Raw genomic sequence first — 19555 nt, 5'->3', positions numbered from 1 at the left:
GCGCGGGACGCGTTAAGGTTCCAGAATGCTGCGCAGCTTGCGCATGATGACGGACTGCTCCAGGTCCACCTTGCCGTCCACAGCCGTCAGGCCGATCTGCAGGTGGTCGGTGGTGCGCTCCAGACGGATCAGGCCCCGCTCGTCGAAGACCTCCAGGCACACCAGGGTGCGCATCACCGTCTCCCGCTGTCCGCAGGCACGGGCAATGTTCCGGGCCAGCCGGGGTGCGGTCTCCTCCAGCGGGCCGTGAGCGGTGTGCCCCTTCAGGTAGCGCCACAGGGAGACGAAGTCCTCCCGGCTGGGCAGCAGGGCGGCGGCCTCCGAGCGGGAGAGCGGCTCCCCCCGGCGAAATTTCTCATAGAGGGCCCGCTCGGCCTGGGCCCGGGTCAGAGCGGGGCGCAGGTCGCACAGCTGCAGCTGCACGGTGCGCCAGCCCCGGTACTCGTTGACCTGGGGGGTAAAGGCCACGTCCACCCGGTCCCCGCAGGACAGACCCGCCTGGGCCAGAGTGGCGGAAAAAAAGATGGCGTCGAAGCTCCTGCCGCCGCAGGCGAGCTTGAGCTTCAGGTGCCGTCCGCCGCCCACCTCGCTGGCGGCGGAGACGGTGCAGCCCGACAGGGAAAACACCGGCTTGGGGTTGCCCGCGCCGTAGGGCTCCAGCAGATCCAGACCCTCCACCCCATCCAGGGTGAGCGCGCCCGCGTCCTCGATCTCCGCGTCGATCTCCAGCGTGGAGACCATCTCCGCTCCGCCGGTCCGCAGGCGTACATACTCCGCCATGCACGCGGCAAAGGCGGGGATCTGTTCCTCCCGGATGGTAAAGCCCGCCGCCAGGGCGTGGCCGCCGAAGCCCTCCAGCAGGCCGGCGCAGTGCTCCAGCGCGGCAAACAGGTTGAAGCCCCCGAAGGAGCGGCAGGAGCCCTTGCCCCGGCCGTCCTGCAGGCAGATCATAAAGGTGGGACAGGAGTATTTTTCCGCCAGACGGGAGGCCACAATGCCCACGACCCCCTGGTGCCACGCCTCGCCGGAGAGCACCAGCGCGTACCGCTCCTCGCCGGGCAGGGCCTCCACCCGGGCGACGCATTCGGCATAAATGGCGGCCTCGATGGCCTGGCGCTCCCGATTGAGCTGGCACAGCTGCGCAGCCAGAAGAGCGGCCCGACCCGGGTCTTCGGTGAGCAGCAGCTCGCCCGCCAGGCTCGCGCAGCCCATCCGCCCGGAGGCGTTGATGCGGGGGGCGAGCACGTAGCCCACGGACATGGAGCTGATGGGCTTTTCCTCCAGTCCGGCCTCGTGGAGCAGGGAGCGCAGGCCGGGACGCCTGGTGTGCTGCAGGGCCTCCAGGCCCAGGCGCACCAGGCAGCGGTTTTCTCCAGTGACGTTCATCACGTCGGCCACGGTGCCGATGGCGGCCAGATCCGCATACTCCGCCAGCAGCGCCGCCCGCCGGGCTGGGCCGCCCAGGGCCAGCACCAGCTTGAGCGCCACCCCGACGCCGGCCAGGTACTTGAAGGGATAGGGACAGCCGGGACGGTGGGGGTCCACCACCGCCGTGCAGCGGGGCAGCGTGTCCTTGCACTCGTGGTGGTCGGTGACCACCACGTCCACCCCCAGGCGTTGGGCGTACTCCGCCTCGTCCACGGCGGTGATGCCGCAGTCCACCGTGACGATAAGGGAAACGCCCTGCCGGTGCAGGGTATTCACTGCGTCCCGGTTCAGGCCGTAGCCCTCCTCCATCCGGTCGGGGATGTAGGAAATCACCGCCGCGCCCTCGCTGCGGAGAAAATCGGTGAGCAGGCAGGTGGCGGTGATCCCGTCCACGTCATAGTCCCCGTAGACGGCGATGCGCTCGTCCCGCTCCAGCGCCAGACGCAGGCGCCCGGCGGCCTTGTCCATGTCCAGCATCAGCAGAGGGTCGTGGAGCAGTTCCTGCCCGCAGGCCAGAAAGGCCCGGGCCTTTTCCGGAGTGTCCTGACCCCTGGCGCACAGAGCCAGGGCCGCCAAAGGGGGGATGCCCGCCCGCTCCAGGGCGGCGCGCGCCTCGCTGTCACAGTGTGTCCGGTTCCATTGCTTATATTTCATGGGCGCGCGTTGTCCCTCCCGATCAGTCAAATCAAAATTACCCTTTATTATAACAAATTTCGTAAAGGGTGACAAGGGCTTTGGACATTTCCGCGGCGGAGACAGACAATGGTTTTAAGTTCACCAACCGTTTTTCCAACAGCAAGCGGCACCTACCCACCCTGTTTGAAGCTGCCGCCGCTAAACCAGGCATCCGGCACAAACTCATCCGTCCTTATACACCCCGCCACAACGGCAAGGCGGAACGCAGCCACCGGGAGGACCAGAAACGGTTTTACTCCTGCCACAACTTTTACTCGCTGGATGACTTCGCTAAACAACTTGCTGTCCACAACCGCCGCTCCATCAACTTCCCCATGAGGCCCCTTCACTGGCTTTCTCCCGCAGAGTTCACTGTCCAATATCTTTGACAAACCTACAATTCGCGTACGGAAGAATACAAAAGGCACGGCAAGGCGCAAACGCGGCCCCGGACCAGCCGGTCCGGGGCCGCGTTTGCGTTTATTCCGTTCGCTTTCCCTCGGGAGAGATCTCACCGCCCAGGGGGATGGGGTCCGGAGCGGCAGAGACCGTGGGCGTGTGCTTCTCGCGCTTCTGCTCCGGGTCGGGATAGCGGTCGGCCAGAGCGGGGTCCCGGCCCTCCAGGATGGCCACCATCTCCGCGCCGGTGATGGTCTCCTTCTCCAGAAGATAGGCCACTACCTTGTCCATATCCTCCCGGCTCTCCTCCAGCGTGGCCACAGCCTGCTTGTAGCAGCGGTCCAGGATCTCCTTCACCGCCCGGTCCATGGCGGCGGCGGTATCCTGGGCGCAGTCCATGCCGTAGCCGCCGTCCAGGTACTGGTTGCGCCTGGAGGCCAGGGCCATCATGCCGAACTCGTCGCTCATGCCGAACATGGCCACCATGTTCCGGGCCACGCTGGTGGCGTCCTGGATGTCCTGGGCAGCGCCGTTGGTCATGGTGCCCAGGACCACCTCCTCCGCCGCCCGGCCGCCCATGGAGACGGCGATCTTGGCCAGCAGCTCGTCCCGGGTGCGCAGCTCGGTCTTGTCCTCCTCGGGCATCAGCAGGGTATAGCCCAGACTGCCCTGCGTATGGGGCACGATGGTGATCTTCTGCACCGGTTCGGTATTCTTCTGCTTATAGGCCACCATGGCGTGGCCCACCTCGTGATAGGCCACCAGCTTCTTTTCAAACTCGGTGAGGACGCTGCCCTTTTTCTCGCTGCCGGCAATGACCAGCTCGAAGGAGACCAGCAGGTCCTCCTGATTGACGGCCTTTCGTCCCAGGCGCACCGCCCGCAGCGCGGCCTCGTTGACCAGGTTGGCCAGATCCGCGCCCACGGTGCCCGCGGTGGCGATGGCGATCTTTTTCAGATCCACGTCCTCGGCCAGGCGGATATTGCGGGTGTGGACCTGGAGGGTGGCCAGCCGCCCGGCCAGGTTGGGCCGGTCCACGATGATGCGCCGGTCGAACCGCCCGGGCCGCAGCAGCGCCTGATCCAGCACCTCGGGCCGGTTGGTGGCGGCCAGAAGGATGACGCCCTTGGTGGGGTCGAAGCCGTCCATCTCCGCCAGCAGCTGGTTGAGGGTCTGCTCCCGCTCGTCGTTGCCGCCCATGCGGTTGTCCCGGGACTTGCCGATGGTGTCGATCTCGTCGATGAAGACGATGCAGGGGGCCATCTTGCTGGCCTCCTTAAAGAGGTCGCGGACACGGGAGGCGCCTACGCCCACGAACATTTCAACAAAGTCCGAGCCGGAGATGGAGAAGAAGGGCACGTTGGCCTCACCCGCCACCGCCTTCGCCAGCAGGGTCTTGCCGGTGCCCGGCGGGCCCACCAGCAGGGCGCCCTTGGGCAGCTTGGCGCCGATCTCGGTGTACTTTTGGGGGTTGTGGAGAAAGTCGATGATCTCCACCAGACTCTCCTTGGCCTCGTCCTGCCCGGCCACGTCCTTAAAGGTCACGCCGGTGGATTTTTCGACATAGACCTTGGCGTTTGCCTTGCCCACGCCGCCCAGGCCGCCGCCCATCTTGCCGGCCATATTGCGGAACAGGAAGGAGAAGAGCACCACCATCAGCACCATGGGCAGCACGTAGCTGATGAGCAGGCTGACGATGGGGGAGAGGGGCTCCTCATAGGGGGAGCCGTACTGGACCACGCCGTACTCCTCCAGCAGGGGGATCAGGCCGTCATCCCGCACGTTGGCCGTGGTGGGAGGCGCGCAGTAATAGGTCTTCTGGGTGGTGTTCAGGGTCTCCAGCGGGGGCAGGCCCAGCTGGCTCTCGGGGCTGGGGCTCTCCGCCGGGGCGGCGCTCTCTTCGGCCGGTTCGGTCTTGGGGTAGATGGTGTACTTGGCGCTGGTCATCTCCACCGCTTCCACTTTGCCGTCCATCACCATCTGGCGGAATTCGCCGTAGGTGATCTCCTGCGTATGGGCCGAACGGGCCATGGAAGTGGCGTAGTTGACCAGTACGGTGATGACCAGGGCCCACAGGATGATGGAAATGATGGCGGTGGCGTTGCGCTTGCCGCCGGTCCCCCCGCCTCTGCCGCCGCTGTTACGATTATCGGGCATGAAATGTATATCCTCCTTGGAACGAATCGCTCGCAATTATTTTCGGTATGGAACGAAAATGCGGTAAGACTGTTATAGCACACACCACCCCAAAAAACAAGGAAACCGGCGGGGAAACCTGTAAACTTTCTATGAAATCGGCCCACCGGGACGGTATTCCGCCGAACCAAACGGCGCTTTGCGGCGGCCGGCGGCCGTGGGCGCGCCGCCTTGCTTTTCTGTTACAGGCGCATTTTTGGCTTTTTCTGTACGCCGTCTTGTGGTATACTGTTGCCGTTATCACACGGGGAAAGGCGGGACAAGCCATGAAGGAGCGCAGGATGGAGGCCCAGGCCGAGGCCGACGGCATCATCGAAGGGCGCAACGCCGTGTTGGAGGCCCTCCGGGCCGGTACCAGCATCGACAAGATCTATCTGGCCCGCGGCGAGACCGACGCCGCTCTGGGGCATATTGCGTCCACGGCCCGGGACAAGGGCATCGTGGTGGTGGAGGCCGACCGCCGCAAGCTGGACGGCATGAGCCGCACGCACGCCCACCAGGGCGTGATCGCCCTGGCGGCCGTGCGGGAGTATGCCAGTGTGGACGATATTCTGAACGCGGCGCGTGAAAAGGGCGAGCCGCCCCTGATCGTGGTGTGCGACGAGCTCTCCGATCCCCACAACCTGGGCGCGGTGATCCGCACCGCCGAGTGCGCGGGGGCCCACGGGGTCATCATCCCCAAGCGCCGCAGCGCGGGGCTCACCGCCGTGGTGGCCAAGACCTCCGCCGGGGCGGTCTCCCATGTTCCGGTGGCACGGGTGGCCAATCTGCCCGCTCTGCTCCGTCAGCTCAAGGACGAGGGCGTCTGGGTCTTCGGCACCGACGCCGGCGGGGACCGGCTGCTGTACGAGGCCGACCTGAAGGGTCCCGCCGCCATCGTCATCGGCAGCGAGGGCTCCGGCATGGGGCGTCTGGTGGGTGAAAACTGTGATTTTCTGGTGCGGATCCCCATGCGGGGAAAGCTGAATTCGCTCAACGCCTCTGCGGCGGCGGCCATCCTTTTATACGAAGCCGTGCGCCAGAGGATGCTCTGACGATGATCTTCACGTCCGCCTCCGCCGTGCACCCACGGCTGGAACCGGACTGGAATAACGGGTGATATGACACATGGCAAAGGACCGGGACGACGAACTGAATAAAGGCCCCTCCAGCGGGGAAGAGACGTTTTCCCTGGAGGAGATCATGGCGGAGTTCGGCGCCGGGCGGGGCAAGCGCCCCGTGGGCGACGACACCATCCCTTTTCCCACCGTCCCCTCCGCCGCCTCCCCCGCCCCCACCGGGCGCAGGCCCGGCAAGGTAGTCTCCTTCCCCGGCGCCCCCGCGCCCGCTCCGGCGCCGCCGGAGGAAAAGGTGGTGGAGTTCCCCGCCGCCGCCCCCCCGCCGGAGGAGCCGGCGGGGGCGGAAGCGCCGCCCGGGGCCGAAGTGCCCGCCCCGGCCTCGGACAACCCCATTGCGGAGGGGCTCAACCGTCTGATGCAGAAGGCGGACGATTACGCGGGGCATATGTTTGAGGAGGAGGGCGCCGAGCAGGACGAGGCCGTCCGCCGGGCCGAGCGGTATATCCCAGGCACCGACGAGGAGGCGCCGGAGCAGGCGCGGCGGGAGCGCCGGAAGCGCCGTGCGCCGCCGCCCGCCCCCGACCTGCCCCCGGCGGACCTGGCCCGCCGTTACCACAAAGGGCTCAAATCCCTGCGTGTGCGGAGCGTACTGGCCTTTTTGCTCTGCCTGCCGATGCTCTACCTGACCCTGGCCCCCCTGTTCCCCCTGCCCCTGCCCGCTCCGCTGACCCCACGCCTCCAGACGCTGGCCCTGGCCGGGCTGCTGGTGCTGGTGCTGCTGCTGGGGGTGGATGTGCTGGCCCGGGGGCTGTTCCGGCTCTTCCGGCTGGAGCTGGGCATGGATACGCTGCTGGTGTTTTCCTGCGCCGCCACGCTGGCCGACGCGCTCACCCTTCCGCAGCTGGACCCCCGGGACGGGCAGCTGCCTTACTGCGCCGCCGCCGCGCTGGCGGTGGCGTTCCTGCTGCGGGGCACTTGGCTCAAGCGGCGGGGACAGCGGCTGGCCTGCCGCACGGCGGCCTCCGCGTCCGAGCCCTATCTGGTCACCCTGGACGAGGGGAAATGGAACGGACGGGATACCTATTGCAAGTGGTCGGGCGCTCCCATCGGCTTCGGCCGCCAGATGCAGGCCGCCGACGGAGCCGAGCGCATCTTCCACCGCTTCTGCCCGCTGCTGTTTGTGGCCTGCCTGGTGCTCTCCCTGGTGGCCTCCGTGGGCATGGGCGCGCCGGAGCGGCTGCTGTGGTGCCTCTCCGCCACCCTGGCGTCGGCCTCCTCCTTTTCGGGGGCCCTGTGCTTTGGCACGCCGTGGCATAAGCTCTCCCGCCGCCTGTCCAAGTCCGGGGCCGCCATCGCCGGATGGGACGCGGTCACCAGCACGGGCGCGGGCAGCGGCATCCTGCTCACCGACGCCGATCTTTTCCCGCCCGGCTGCGTCTCTCTGAACGGCATCAAGGTCTTCGGGGACTTTTCCGTAGACAAGGTGGTCTCCGCCACCGCCACCCTGATCCGGGATTCGGGCAGCGGGCTGGACAAAATCTTTCACGACCTGCTCCGCTCCCAGGGCTGTGTCTACCGCCGCGCCCAGGACCTGTGCTGCTACGAAGGGGGCGCGGGGGCGCTCATCCGCGGGGAACAGGTGCTGGTGGGCTCCTCCGCCTTCATGCACCTGATGGACGTGGAGCTGCCTCAGGGCCTCAATGTAAAAAACGCCGTCTTTTGCGCGCTTGACGGGGAGCTGGCGGGTATTTTTGCCCTCAACTACTCGCTTCACGGGCTGATCGAGCCCTCCCTCAACGCCCTGATCCGCAACCGGATCACCCCCGTGCTGGCCACCCGGGACTTCAACCTGATCCCCGCCATGCTCCGCCAGCGCTTCAAGCTGCCGGTGGAGAAGATGGAGTTCCCGGCGGTGGAGCGGCGGCGGGAGCTGTCCGGAGCGGAGCAGTCCCACAGCGATATCCTGACCGCCGTCCTCTGCCGGGAGGGCCTGGGGCCCTATTCGGAGGCAGTGGTGGGGGCCGCCCGGCTGCGCCGGGCCGTGCGCTGCTCCGCGGTGCTCGCCTGCGTCGGCGCGGCTGTCGGCGTGCTGCTGGCCTTCTATCTCACCTCCGTGGGGGCCTACTCCTCGCTGTCTCCTTCCAACCTGCTGGTATTCCTGTTCATGTGGCTGGTGCCCACCCCGCTGATCTCCGGCTGGGTGGACCGGTATTGACCCGGACAGAAGAGGCTCCCCGGACGGCTTGGGCCGTCCGGGGAGCCTCTTCTGAGTCTCTGGAAGCGCCGGCCCGCCGCACGCAGGAGTTGTCCGCCAGAAGCGGACAACTCCCCAGGCTGCCGAAGACCCCTCCCGCAGGAGCGCCCGGGGCGGAGCCGGCCGGTATGGGGGCGCAAGTCAGTCCAGCGCGGCCAGAGCGGCGGTAAAGGCTGCCTCGCCGGCGTCGGCGTTCTCCGCGATCAGGAAAAGCACATACCCGTCCTGCACCAGCAGGCGGGCGTCCTGCACCTTGGGCAGATTCTGGGACAGGTACCAGGAGAACGTGTCCTCCTGGCTCTGGCGGTAGGCCTCCAGAGCGGTCTTGACGGCCTGCGTGTCGGCGCCCTCGGCCAGCTTGCCGAGAACCAGGGTGTCGGGGCTGACCATCATGGGGAAGAAGCCGACAGCCTGCTCAAAGGCGTCGGCGGGCAGGCCGTAGGTCTCGGCCATCCCCTGCGCGTCGGTCTTCATGCCGTAGCCCATGCCCGACGCATCCATGATCTGATAGGCCAGCTTCACCAGCGGCGCGTTGTTGGGGGTGGTGATGGCAAGGCCGTCTTCCGCGGCTTCCACCGTGTACCCCTCCAGCCCCTCCAGAAGCGCGGCGGGCAGGAAGGTGACGCCCTGCACCACCCGGGCGGTCACGCCTTCGGCCGCCGTGTCGTTGACGGTGACCGATCCGGTGGCAAAATCCACGCTGATCACGTTCCCGTCCAGATAAAACGCGCCGGTATTCTCCTCTTCGTACCAGGCGGCGGAGCCGTGATCGGACTCGGCCACCAGGCGCATGGGCAGCAGCCCCTGGCCGGACACGGCGGGGACCCCGGCGGTGTCCAGCGCCTGTCCGTTGACGGTAATGGCGCCGGCGCAGGCCGTGGGCTTGGGGGAAATGAGCCGCTCGGGCTCACCGGCCAGGGCGCCGATGGACAGGGCGCCGGTCAGGGTCACGGCCAACGCCAGTGCGGGAAGCTTTTGGTTCATATTCTGCATTCTCCTTGTCGTTCAAACTACCGGGCTTACCCGGCCATGTTACATCAGACGGACCGGGGCGCAAAAAGTTCCCCCGGGCGTTTATTTCCCCACCGGGGCGAAGCTGCCCCGGCTCAGGCGGCACAGGTCGCCCGGCGCCAGCTCCACCTGGGCGCCGATGCGCCCGGCGCTTACCGTCATGCTCTCCCGTCCCCGGGCGCTCTCGTCCAGCACGGTGGTAAACTGCTTTTTCATCCCCAGCGGGGAACAGCCCCCGTGGACGTATCCGGTCAGCGGAAGCAGCTGGGCCTGCCGGATCATCTCGATGGATTTCTCCCGCACCGCCCGGGCCGCCGCCTTCCGATCCAGCTCGCTCAGCACCGGCACCACAAACACGTAATACTTCCCCGTGGCCCCCTGGGTCACCAGGGTCTTGAACACGGCGCCGGCATCCTTGCCGATCCGGGCCGCCACCGAGACCCCGTCCACCGCCCCGTCGGGACAGGCGTAATAGTGGGGGATATAGGGGACCTTCTTCTGGTCTAACAGCCGCATCACGTTGGTCTTTTCTTCCGCCATGTTTCTCGCGCTCCCGCTTGTAATTTCGGCCCGGCCGGGCTATGATTGGGATATCATACTACAAATAAGGAGTCAATGCAAATGCATCTGGAAGACTGCAGGGAGTTTCTCATGAACACCGCCCGCCGCCTGCTCGCCGCCGACAGCCCCAGCGGCTTTACGCAGCAGGCCGCCGCGGTGGTGGAACAGATCGCGGAAGAGCTGGGCTATCCTGTGCGGCGCACCAACAAGGGCAACGTGATCCTCTCCGTGCGTGGGCGGGAGCGCGGGAAAACGGTCGGCCTGTGCGCCCACATCGACACGCTGGGGCTGATGGTGCGCTCCATCACCGCCGACGGCATGCTGATGATCACCAAAATCGGCGGGCCGATCCTGCCCACCCTGGACGGGGAATACTGCCGCATCTACACCCGGGACGGGCGGATGTATACCGGCACCATCCTCTCCCTCTCTCCGGCGGCGCACGTATTCGACGACGTGCTGACCCGTCCCCGGGACGAAAAGAATTTGGCGGTGCGCATCGACGAACCGGTGCGGGACAAGGCCGGCGTGGAGGCGCTGGGCATCTGCGCCGGGGATTTTGTGTGCTTCGACCCCAAAACCCAGGTCACCGGCAGCGGCTTTTTAAAGTCCCGCTTCATCGACGATAAGGGCAGCGCCGCGTGCCTGCTCACGCTGCTCAAGCTCCTGCGGGATACGGGAGCCGCCCCCCGGTACGACACGGAGCTCTGCTTCACTGTACACGAGGAGGTCGGTCACGGCGGCTGCGTCATGCCGGCGGTGGACGAGCTGCTGGCGGTAGACATGGGGTGCGTCGGGGAGGACCTGAACTGCACGGAGTACCAGGTGTCCATCTGCGCCAAGGACAACAACGGCCCCTATGACTACGGTATGGTGTCCCGGCTGGTGGAGCTGGCCCGCGCCAACGGCGTGGACTACGCCGTGGATATTTATCCGCATTACGGCTCCGACGTGGCCGCTTTCTGGAAGGCGGGCAACGACACCCGGGGCGCCCTCATCGGCCCCGGCGTCCACGCCTCCCATGGCATGGAGCGCACCCATTTCGACGGCATGAAGCATACCATCCATCTGGTGTGGCTTTATCTGGAGTGCGCATAAGGCGCGCACAGTGCGCTCCATCGCGCCGTCAGGCGCGCAGCCCGGCGGGATTCACTCTCGCCGGGCGGATGCAAGGCACGGGGTCCCCGCGGGATCACATCCCGCGGGGCGCGCACCCATTTCGACGGCATGAAGCATACCATCCATCTGGTGTGGCTTTATCTGGAGTGCGCATAATACGCGCACAGTGCGCTCCCAGCCCGCTTTTTCGGCAGGACTCCGCCGGGTTTATTTCACGGCATGCCTATCGCAGCAACGCCCAGGGATGCAGCAACGACCGCCGCCGTGCGGGCAAGCGTGTTTTCGACTTGCGGGCCATGATTCGGGGGTAATCCCCGTACAATCAGGGGAAAAAGGCGGCTTTACGCCCGGGGGTTGCATTTTGTTTCCAAATAGATTACAATATAGTAACAAAAAATATCGGTTGGAAACAACTGTCTGCCGTAAGGAGTGATTCCCATGCGCAAACAGCTTTTGGCTCTGCTGCTCTGCCTGGCCGCCCTGGCCGGCGTTTCCGGCCCGGCTCTGGCCGCCGGGGAAGCCGCCTCCGCAGAGCCATCCGTACCCCAGATCTACGTCGACGGCGCGCTCTACGAGCACGCCTACACCGCCGTCATCGAGCATGTGACCTATGTATCCCTGCCCGCCCTGGCCCAGGTGATCCGTCCCACTGTGACGGCGAGCTGGGAGAACGGCCGCGCGGTGCTCCGGGACGAGGGACTGGAACTGACCGCCAAGCCAGGCGACCTGTACCTGTGTGTCAACGGCCGGTATCTTTACATCGCCGGCGGCGTGCAGGTCGGCTATGACGAAAACGGCGGTGCCGTATGTACGCTGGTCCCGGCCCGCACGCTGGCCCAGGCCCTGGGCGCCGCGCTGACCTGGGACGGAGCGATCCAGATCTCCACCGCCGGGGCCGTGCTTCCGGTCTCCGGCGCGGAATTTTACGATGCCGACGCCGTCTTTCTGCTCTCCCACATCATCTACAACGAGAGCGGAAACCAGCCTATGGAGGGCCGGATCGCCGTGGGGAACGTGCTGCTCAACCGGGTGGCCCACCCCTCCTTCCCCGGTACGCTGTACGACGTGGTCTATCAGCCGGGCCAGTTCTACCCGGAAAAGACCGGCTGCATGGAGAAGACCCCCAACGCCGAAAGCGTCGCCGCCGCCAAGCTCTGCCTGGAGGGCGCCGTGGTCGTGCCCAACGCCTATTGGTTCAACGGCGTGGGCAAAAGCTGCTGGGCCTCCCGCAACAAGACCTGCGTGGCGGTCATCGGCGGCCATGCCTTCTACGGATGACGAAAGCACGCTCAGCGCCCGGCCTAAGGCCGGGCGCTGTTTTTTGCTTCCGCCGCGGAAATGTCCAAATGTAGGTTTGTCAAACATATTGGACGGTGAAGTCAATAGGAGAAAGCCAGTGAAGGGGCCTCATGGGGAAGTTGATGGAGCGGCGGTTGTGGACAGCAAGTTGTTTGGCGAAGTCATCCAGCGAGTAAAAGTTGTGGCAGGAGTAAAACCGTTTCTGATCCTCCCGGTGGCTGCGTTCCGCCTTGCCGTTGTGGCGGGGTGTATAAGGACGGATGAGTTTGTGCCGGATGCCTGGTTTAGCGGCGGCAGCTTCAAACAGGGTGGGTAGGTGCCGCTTGCTGTTGGAAAAGCGGTTGGTGAACTCAAAACCATTGCCTGTCTGGACACACTCCACCCGGATGCCTCGGCAGGCATACCACTTCCGCAACTTTTTCAGGAAATCGGCAGAGGAATAAGTGGACTGCTCCGGGTAGGCAGCCAGAAAGCGCAGACGTGTGAACTCGTCAATGGCGGTGTACTGGTACAAACGCAGTTCCGGGTTGGCGATACAACAACGTGGGACTACCTTCACATCTACCGGTACCCGTTGCCCTGGATACGTTATCTGCTCATAGGGCTTTGGCTTGTAGACTGGTTTCTTCTCGGCCTGCCCCAGCTTGCGCATGACCCGGAACAGGCTCTCTGGACAGCGGGTGTAGCCTCTGAGCCGCAGACGGTGCCACAGTTCCACCATGCCCAGTTCGGGATTACGGCGGCGCATATCCCGGATCAGCTTCAGTTCTGCCTGGGTGTGTTGGTTTGGATGACTATGGGGCCGCCGGGATCGGCAGGCTAAAGAGACTGCTGTTCCATCCCAGCGGGTCTTCCAGAAGCAGATGTACGACCGGCTCTTGTTGTACTTCCGGCTGGCGCGGCTGACCCCGTAGTTCTCCGCGTATTTCATCAGGGATTGCCGATACGCCATGTCTTGTGCTATACGCTTGCTCATGAAGGATATGGCCCCCTCTCATCAAGTTGTTGTGTGGTAACTCAACTTTATCCGATGAGGCCATTTCCTTCATCCTTTTTATTCGACTGTCCAATATGTATTGTACTCTTACACCTTTTGTATTCTTCCGTACGCGAATCTTCTTGACAGGAAAGCATCGGCGACTTAAAATAGATTTGGTGTAATATTTTGAAGCGCGAGGGGTAAGCGCTTCAAATTTTGTGCGGATGGACGAGCCGTTCCGATCCGCGTGCATCATTTGATTACGATCCTACGATAAAAGAAAATCTGAAAACGGAGGTGTATTCCCAACTCATGCTGCCGTATATCCTGACGGGCGTGATTTGCTTCGTGGTCGCGGCTGTCCTGTTTTTTGTGGTTGGCGTCCAATACCGTAAGAAGGTCGCAGAAAAAGAGATCTCCAGCGCGGAGGAAGAGGCCAAGCGCATCATCAACGAATCCATCAAGAGCGCCGAGAGCAAGAAGCGGGAGGCGCTGGTAGAGGCCAAGGAGGAGATCCTGCAGGCCCGCAACGAGTACGAGCGGGAGGTCAAGGAACGCCGGGCCGACCTGCAGAAGCAGGAGCGCAGGCTCCAGCAGAAGGAAGAGACCCTGGACCGCAAGACCGACAACATCGAAAAAAAGGAAGAGACCCTGCAAAACAAGCTGGCCGAGCTGGAGACCGCCCGGGAAGAGGTCGCCACCCTCAAGAAGACGCAGATGGAGGTGCTGGAGCGCATCTCCGGCTTTACCGCCGAGGAGGCCAAGAACTACCTGATCCGCCAGCTGGCCGACGACGTGACGCACGAGTCCGCCATGAAGGTGCGGGAGATCGAGGCCCAGTTCAAAGAAGAGGCCGACACCAAGGCCCGGGAGATCCTGTCCCTCGCCATCCAGCGCTGCGCCGCCGATCACGTGGCGGAAGCCACCGTCTCTGTGGTACCCCTGCCCAATGACGAGATGAAGGGCCGCATCATCGGCCGCGAGGGCCGCAACATCCGCACGCTGGAGACCATGACCGGCGTGGACCTGATCATTGACGACACGCCGGAGGCCATTACCGTCTCCTGCTTCGACCCGGTCCGCCGGGAGATCGCCCGCATCGCCCTGGAGAAGCTGATCCAGGACGGACGCATCCATCCCGCCCGCATCGAGGAGATGGTGGAGAAGGCAAAGCGGGAGGTGGACGCCACCATCAAGGCCGAGGGCGAGCGCGCCGTGTTTGAGACCAACGTCCACGGCCTGCACCCGGAGCTCGTGAAGCTGCTGGGACGCCAGCGCTACCGCACCAGCTACGGCCAGAATGTGCTCAACCACTCCATCGAGGTCTCCCATCTGGCCGGCCTGCTGGCCGCCGAGATCGGGGCCGACGTGACCGCCGCCAAGCGGGCGGGCCTGCTCCACGACCTGGGCAAGTCCATCGACCATGAGGTGGAAGGCTCCCACGTGCAGATCGGCGTGGAGCTGGCCCGGAAGTACCGGGAGAACGAGGACATCGTCCATGCCATCGAGGCCCACCACAACGATGTGGAGCCCCGCACCATCGTGGCCTGCCTGGTCCAGGCGGCCGACGCGATCTCCGCCGCCCGCCCCGGCGCACGGAGAGAGAACCTGGAAAACTATATCAAGCGCCTGGAGAAGCTGGAGGAGGTCACCTCCTCCTTCCCCGGCGTGGAGAAGTCCTTCGCCATCCAGGCCGGCCGGGAGGTCCGCATCATGGTGGCCCCCGACAAGGTCAGCGAGGATCAGATGGTGCTCCTGGCCCGGGACATTGCCAAGAAGATCGAGGAAGAGCTGGAGTACCCCGGCCAGATCAAGGTCAACATGATCCGGGAGACCAAGGTCATCGAGTACGCGAAATAAGAAGCACGCAGGCTGTGAACAGGGCAGATAAGACCGGAGCGGATGAGCGCACGCCGAGGGGGCGCGAAACGCCGCCTGTTTGCGGCCGGAGCCGCAGGACGGATCTTCCCGGCCGTGAGCAGGCCGGAGCGTGATCCGGAAGCGCGCGGCGCCCGGGACCGGGCGGCGGCGCAGAACCGCCCAAAACCGCAGCAGGCGCCCTGGTAAGCACCGGGGCGCCTGTTTTTCCGAACAGCAAAGGAGGACCGCCATGGCGGCAGAACAAAAGCAGGGCAGCGTTGCACAGGAGGGCTACGAGTGGCTCCAGGTGCTGATCTGGGCGCTGGTGGCCATCGTGCTGGTGTTTACCTTTCTGGGGCGCATTACCCCGGTGGACGGCCACTCCATGGAGCCGACCCTCCGGCACGGGGATCTGATGCTGGTGCGCAGCATCGGCTATGCGCCGGAGGCCGGGGATGTGATCGTGCTTACCAAGAAATTTGACGCCGCCGACGGACCCATCGTCAAGCGGGTAGTGGCTGTCGGCGGGCAGACGGTGGAGATCGACTATGACGCCGGAGCGGTCTATGTGGATGGACAGGCGCTGGACGAGCCCTACCTCAAGGAGGCCATGCGGGAGCCCTGGTATGAAAACAGCGCCTGCGTTACGGTACCGGAGGGTTCCCTCTTTGTCATGGGGGACAACCGCAACGGCTCCAACGACAGCCGGGACGTGACCCTTGGCACGGTGGACGAGCGCTATGTGCTGGGCAAGGCGGAGCTGGTGTTCTTCCCCTTCCGGGATTTTGGAACGATTGATTGAAACGCCTGCGCCGGTGGACCTTAGGTCCACCGGCGCAGGCGCTTTGCAACTGAAATGGAGAAACGGCCGGGGGTTCCAAAGGGACCGCAGTCAGTTCAGCGTCAGGTCCCCCTCGCGGATCCAGCCGATCTTTCGGAACAACAGGCCGAAGCCCCAGCAGACCACGGCGGGCAGAAGAACGCTGATCAGGAGCAGTCCCGCCCAGTCAAGCAGGGTGATCGCCCGCCCGCCGGCCACCCAGCCGGAGTAGACGCCGATCTGGCCTACCAGACCGCAGGTCCCCATGCCCGAGGAAATGGCGGGGCCGTTCATCTCCAGATGGAAAAGGCAGGTGGCGATGGGGCCGGTCACGGCGGAGGTCAGAATGGCGGGCAGCCAGATGCGGGGATTGCGGACGATATTGCCCATCTGGAGCATGGAGGTGCCCAGTCCCTGACTCACCAGGCCGCCCCAGCGGTTTTCCCGAAAGGAGAGGACCGCAAAGCCCACCATCTGGGCGCAGCACCCCGCCACGGCGGCGCCCCCCGCCAGGCCGGTGAGGCTCAGGGCGTGGCAGATGGCGGCGGAGGAGATGGGCAGGGTAAGAAAAATGCCCACCAGCACCGATACGACGATCCCCATCAGGAACGGCTGCAGCTCGGTGGCCCACATGATGAGCTGCCCCAGGGCAAGGGCGAGCGCGCCGATGGGGGCGGCGATGAGCATGGAAAGACCCGCGCCTGAGAGGATGGTGACCAGGGGGGTGACGAGGATGTCCACCGGCGTCTCCTTGGAGACCAGCTTTCCCAGCTCGCAGGCCGTTACGCTCACCGCCAGCACGGCCAGCGGCCCACCGGCGCCCCCCAGCGCATTGGCCGCCCAGCCTACCGCCGCCAGCGAAAAGAGCACCAGCGGCGGGGCCTGAAGGGCAAAGCCGATGGAGATGGCCATGGCCGGACCGGACACCGCCTTGGCAAACGCGCCGATCTCCACCAGCCAGACGGCCCCCAGCTGGCCGCCCAGGGTATCCAAAATGGTGCCGATGAGCAGGGACGCAAACAGGCCCTGCGCCATCGCCCCCAGAGCATCCACGCCGTACCGCCTGGCGGAGACGACCACATTTTTTCGCTGCAGAAAAGACTTCCAGGTTCCCATGGCGATCCCTCATTTCCGATCTGAAGTCAATAGGACAATATATGTGTCAAGACACATATATTGTCCTATTATAGCGAACGGATCAAAAATGTCAAGGCATTACCGCATCATTCAACACGTGCGGATCGGCGCGAAAATTTGTGCCGCAAAAAGGCGCGAAACCGCAGGAATACTTTTTGTATTGCAAGGTTTTGCAACGCATTTGTGGGGCAAATTGGCCGCCAAGACGTGCGTGGGGAATTGTGCGGTGATGCCTCAAGTCCTTCCGGCCCTATTCATAGCCCAAAAGGCCCCGGACGGAGACCTCGCCGGAGGAAAGCGCCTCTTGCTCCCCGTTGTCCCAGCGGACCAGCAGCGCAAAATCCTCGTTCACTGCTTCGGCGGTCCCCGTGCGGACCTGGCCGGGACGCAGTACCCGGACCGCTCGCCCCGCCGTCACGCACAGCGCGCGGTAGCGCGCCAGGTAGTCCGCCTTTTGCGCCGGAAAGGCCCGGTACAGGTCATCCAGGGCGGAGAGCACCTCTGCCGCCAGTTGGGAGCGGCGGGGGGCCTGCCCCAGGGCCTGGGCCAGGGAGATGGCGACCGGGGCCACCTCCGGGCCGAAGTCGGCCGCGTCCTGGCTCACGTTGATCCCCACGCCCACGATCACATGCCGCAGGGCGGCGGTCTCTGCCTCCAGCTCCAGTTCCGTGAGGATGCCGCAGAGCTTTCTGCCCTCCAGCACGATGTCGTTGGGCCACTTGATCCCGGCGCGGACGCCGCAGCAGCGTTCCAGCGCCCGGCAGACCGCCACCGCCGTCCAGGCCGTGAGCATCCCCGCGTCGGCCAGCACGCATTGGGGCCGCAGCAGCACGGAGAGGTAGAGCCCCTTTCCGGCGGGAGAGACGAACGAGCGGCCCAGCCGCCCCCGGCCCCCGGTCTGTTCCTGGGCCAGCACCGCCAGGCCGTCGGGGGCGGTGTCGGCGCGGCGCTTGAGCTCATTGTTGGTGGAATCTACCGTGTCCAGACAGAGCAGCGCCGCCCCCACGGTCCGGCCGGCCAGCGCCCCGGCCAGTTCCCCGGGCGAGAGCAGGTCCGGAGAGTCCTCCAGCCGGTAGCCGCGGTGGGGCGCGGAGGAAATGACGTAGCCCTCCTGCCGCAGCGCCTCCACGGCCTTCCACACCGCCGCCCGGCTTACCCCCAGCGTTCGGCTCATTCCCTCGCCGGAGCAGGGAGCATCCCCCGCCTTCAGCAGCGCCAGCACCTGATCCCGCAGCACAGCGCCGCCTCCTTTCGTTTTTTTGTATCGTATCAGAGAAACCGGGTCCTGTCAACTTATCGGAAGTGACAGTTTACAATTGACGAAATGTAAACTAAAATATAAAAAAGGTTTACAATGGAGGGATAAAAATGAGGAACCATACCCGTATGCTGATCCTGTGCGCCCTGTTTGCCGCGCTGACCGCCGTAGGCGCCTTCCTGCGCCTTCCGGCAGGGGCCATGTCCATCACCCTGCAGTTTTTCTTTACCGCCATGGCGGCCCTGCTGTTGGGGCCCAGGTGGGGCGCCCTGTCCCAGATCGTTTACGTGGCGCTGGGATTGGCGGGCCTGCCGGTGTTTACCCAGGGCGGCGGTCCGGGATATGTGTTTCAGCCCAGCTTCGGCTTTCTGCTGGGGCTTATTCCGGCGGCCTGGGTCATGGGAAAGCTGGCGGGAGACGGAACGCGGCCCTGGCGGACGGCGCTGGCCTGCGCGGCGGGGGACGGCGTGCTTTACCTGGTGGGCATCCCCTACATGTACCTTATTTTCAACGGCTACCTGGGCCGGGGCATGTCCCTGTCCGCCGTGCTTTGGGCGGGCATGCTGGTTTACCTGCCCGGCGACGCGGTGAAGATCGCGGCCGCCGCGCTGCTGGCAAAGCCGCTGCTCCGCGCCCTGCCCCGGCAGCAGGCGTAATATCCTGCCCCCCTGTCCCATATACATCAATGAGATCATAACGGGAAAGGCGGGGTCATCCGAATGCCGTATGAGGAGAACAGGACCCGGGCCGAGGCGGCCCATCACATCGTTTTGGAAGAGCGGGAGCAGCTTTCCGTCTCCGGCGTGGAGGAAGTGGAGAGCTTCGACGAGAATACCATCGTCATGTACACCAGCCGGGGCACCCTGATCGTCCGGGGCCAGGGGCTGCACATCGAAAAGCTGAGCCTGGACGGGGGAGACCTGAAGGTGGAGGGGGACATCGATTCCCTGACGTACGAGGATTCCGGCCGGGAAAAGGCCGGGGGCCTGCTGGCCCGCCTGTTCCGCTGAGATGGAGATCTCGGTCTCCGCCCAGGCTGCCCTGCTGGCCGGAGCGCTGCTGCTGGGAGCGGCGGTGGGGCTGCTGTACGACTTTTTCCGCATCCTCCGCGTCCGCATCCCCCTGAAGCTGCTGGGCGCCCTGCTGGATTTGGTGTTCTGGCTGGCGGTCACCGCGGCCCTGTTCGTCTATGCCGTCGCCGCCGGAGACGGGGCGGTGCGCATCTACCTGGTCTTGGGCGTGTTGGGGGGCGCTACGGTCTACTTCTTGCTGCTCAGCCGCTGGGCCCTCAAGCTGGGCTACCTGCTGGCGGATTTTCTGGGGGTGTTGTGGCGCCTGGCCATACTACCGGTTGTGGCCGCAGGACGTCTATGCAAAAAAATCGGAAAAAGAGCAAAAAAAACCTTCCATTATCGGCGCAAGTGGTATAAAATAAAGCTGATATCTAGGGAAATGGAAGAAGCGCACCGGCAAAATGCCGACGCGGCGGCAGGAGGGAAGG

16 protein-coding genes and 1 pseudogene are annotated in these 19555 nt (G+C 64.9%); 10 read left to right on the top strand and 7 right to left on the bottom strand.

The window, feature by feature from the left end:
• Nucleotides 1-12 precede the first annotated feature (12 nt).
• Nucleotides 13-2082 carry a single-stranded-DNA-specific exonuclease RecJ gene (gene recJ / locus NE547_RS00250; RefSeq protein WP_256174446.1) on the bottom strand — a complete coding sequence of 690 codons (2070 nt, stop codon included), beginning with the start codon at nucleotides 2080-2082 and terminating at the stop codon, nucleotides 13-15.
• 80 nt (nucleotides 2083-2162) lie between these two features.
• Here recJ and NE547_RS00245 point away from each other — a divergent pair, with 80 nt between their 5' ends.
• Nucleotides 2163-2492 carry an integrase core domain-containing protein gene (locus NE547_RS00245; protein WP_207723774.1) on the top strand — a complete coding sequence of 110 codons (330 nt, stop codon included), beginning with the start codon at nucleotides 2163-2165 and terminating at the stop codon, nucleotides 2490-2492.
• Between the two features lie 91 nt (nucleotides 2493-2583).
• Here NE547_RS00245 and ftsH read toward each other — a convergent pair whose 3' ends face one another.
• Nucleotides 2584-4659, bottom strand: a complete 2076-nt coding sequence (gene ftsH / locus NE547_RS00240; RefSeq protein ID WP_256174445.1) for an ATP-dependent zinc metalloprotease FtsH — start codon at nucleotides 4657-4659, stop codon at nucleotides 2584-2586.
• Between the two features lie 305 nt (nucleotides 4660-4964).
• Here ftsH and rlmB point away from each other — a divergent pair, with 305 nt between their 5' ends.
• Nucleotides 4965-5732, top strand: a complete 768-nt coding sequence (gene rlmB, locus NE547_RS00235) for a 23S rRNA (guanosine(2251)-2'-O)-methyltransferase RlmB (protein WP_186908177.1) — start codon at nucleotides 4965-4967, stop codon at nucleotides 5730-5732.
• Nucleotides 5733-5805: 73 nt separating this feature from the next.
• Nucleotides 5806-7971 (top strand): hypothetical protein, encoded by a 2166-nt coding sequence (locus tag NE547_RS00230; protein WP_256174444.1) that lies wholly within the window; start codon nucleotides 5806-5808, stop codon nucleotides 7969-7971.
• A gap of 180 nt (nucleotides 7972-8151) precedes the next feature.
• Here the strand turns inward: NE547_RS00230 and NE547_RS00225 are convergent, their stop codons facing one another.
• Both NE547_RS00225 and ybaK read right to left on the bottom strand, forming a co-directional pair.
• On the bottom strand, nucleotides 8152-8994 hold the full coding sequence (locus tag NE547_RS00225) for a DUF4358 domain-containing protein (RefSeq protein ID WP_186908175.1): 843 nt from the start codon (nucleotides 8992-8994) through the stop codon (nucleotides 8152-8154).
• Between the two features lie 90 nt (nucleotides 8995-9084).
• On the bottom strand, nucleotides 9085-9561 hold the full coding sequence (gene ybaK, locus NE547_RS00220) for a Cys-tRNA(Pro) deacylase (protein WP_186908174.1): 477 nt from the start codon (nucleotides 9559-9561) through the stop codon (nucleotides 9085-9087).
• An 81-nt stretch (nucleotides 9562-9642) separates the two neighbouring features.
• Here ybaK and NE547_RS00215 point away from each other — a divergent pair, with 81 nt between their 5' ends.
• Nucleotides 9643-10680 carry a M42 family metallopeptidase gene (locus NE547_RS00215; protein WP_186908173.1) on the top strand — a complete coding sequence of 346 codons (1038 nt, stop codon included), beginning with the start codon at nucleotides 9643-9645 and terminating at the stop codon, nucleotides 10678-10680.
• 459 nt (nucleotides 10681-11139) lie between these two features.
• Entirely contained in the window at nucleotides 11140-11979 is an 840-nt protein-coding gene (locus tag NE547_RS00210) for a cell wall hydrolase (protein ID WP_186908172.1), read from the top strand.
• 79 nt (nucleotides 11980-12058) lie between these two features.
• On the opposite strand, the gene NE547_RS00205 is transcribed toward NE547_RS00210, so the two are convergent.
• Complete coding sequence (locus NE547_RS00205; protein ID WP_256174443.1) at nucleotides 12059-12976, bottom strand: DDE-type integrase/transposase/recombinase; 918 nt, start codon at nucleotides 12974-12976, stop codon at nucleotides 12059-12061.
• A 315-nt stretch (nucleotides 12977-13291) separates the two neighbouring features.
• Here NE547_RS00205 and rny point away from each other — a divergent pair, with 315 nt between their 5' ends.
• Both rny and lepB read left to right on the top strand, forming a co-directional pair.
• A complete protein-coding gene (gene rny / locus NE547_RS00200; protein ID WP_186908170.1) occupies nucleotides 13292-14839 on the top strand; it encodes a ribonuclease Y in 1548 nt (515 codons plus the stop codon).
• Between the two features lie 250 nt (nucleotides 14840-15089).
• Nucleotides 15090-15641 carry a signal peptidase I gene (gene lepB, locus NE547_RS00195; RefSeq protein WP_186908169.1) on the top strand — a complete coding sequence of 184 codons (552 nt, stop codon included), beginning with the start codon at nucleotides 15090-15092 and terminating at the stop codon, nucleotides 15639-15641.
• A gap of 90 nt (nucleotides 15642-15731) precedes the next feature.
• Here lepB and NE547_RS00190 read toward each other — a convergent pair whose 3' ends face one another.
• The gene (locus NE547_RS00190) at nucleotides 15732-16775 is read right to left on the bottom strand and encodes a PTS transporter subunit IIC (RefSeq protein ID WP_186908168.1); all 1044 of its coding nucleotides are present in this window, start codon (nucleotides 16773-16775) and stop codon (nucleotides 15732-15734) included.
• A 271-nt stretch (nucleotides 16776-17046) separates the two neighbouring features.
• A complete protein-coding gene (locus tag NE547_RS00185) occupies nucleotides 17047-18033 on the bottom strand; it encodes a biotin--[acetyl-CoA-carboxylase] ligase (RefSeq protein WP_186908167.1) in 987 nt (328 codons plus the stop codon).
• A 131-nt stretch (nucleotides 18034-18164) separates the two neighbouring features.
• On the opposite strand from NE547_RS00185, the gene NE547_RS00180 reads away from it, so the two are divergent.
• The 3 genes and pseudogenes from NE547_RS00180 to yabQ all read left to right on the top strand — a co-directional run.
• A complete protein-coding gene (locus tag NE547_RS00180; RefSeq protein ID WP_243204794.1) occupies nucleotides 18165-18710 on the top strand; it encodes a biotin transporter BioY in 546 nt (181 codons plus the stop codon).
• Between the two features lie 63 nt (nucleotides 18711-18773).
• Nucleotides 18774-19064 carry a sporulation protein YabP gene (gene yabP, locus NE547_RS00175; protein ID WP_186908165.1) on the top strand — a complete coding sequence of 97 codons (291 nt, stop codon included), beginning with the start codon at nucleotides 18774-18776 and terminating at the stop codon, nucleotides 19062-19064.
• A 1-nt stretch (nucleotide 19065) separates the two neighbouring features.
• Nucleotides 19066-19326, top strand: a pseudogene (gene yabQ / locus NE547_RS18495) (spore cortex biosynthesis protein YabQ); the annotation flags it as partial.
• Nucleotides 19327-19555: the final 229 nt, after the last annotated feature.

Origin of the sequence: Flavonifractor sp. DFI.6.63, from assembly GCF_024462255.1 — a bacterium.
Taxonomy (GTDB): domain Bacteria; phylum Bacillota; class Clostridia; order Oscillospirales; family Oscillospiraceae; genus Lawsonibacter_A; species Lawsonibacter_A hominis.
The sequence above is the reverse complement of the archived record's forward strand: the minus strand, read 5'-3'. Positions and strand labels throughout refer to the sequence as shown.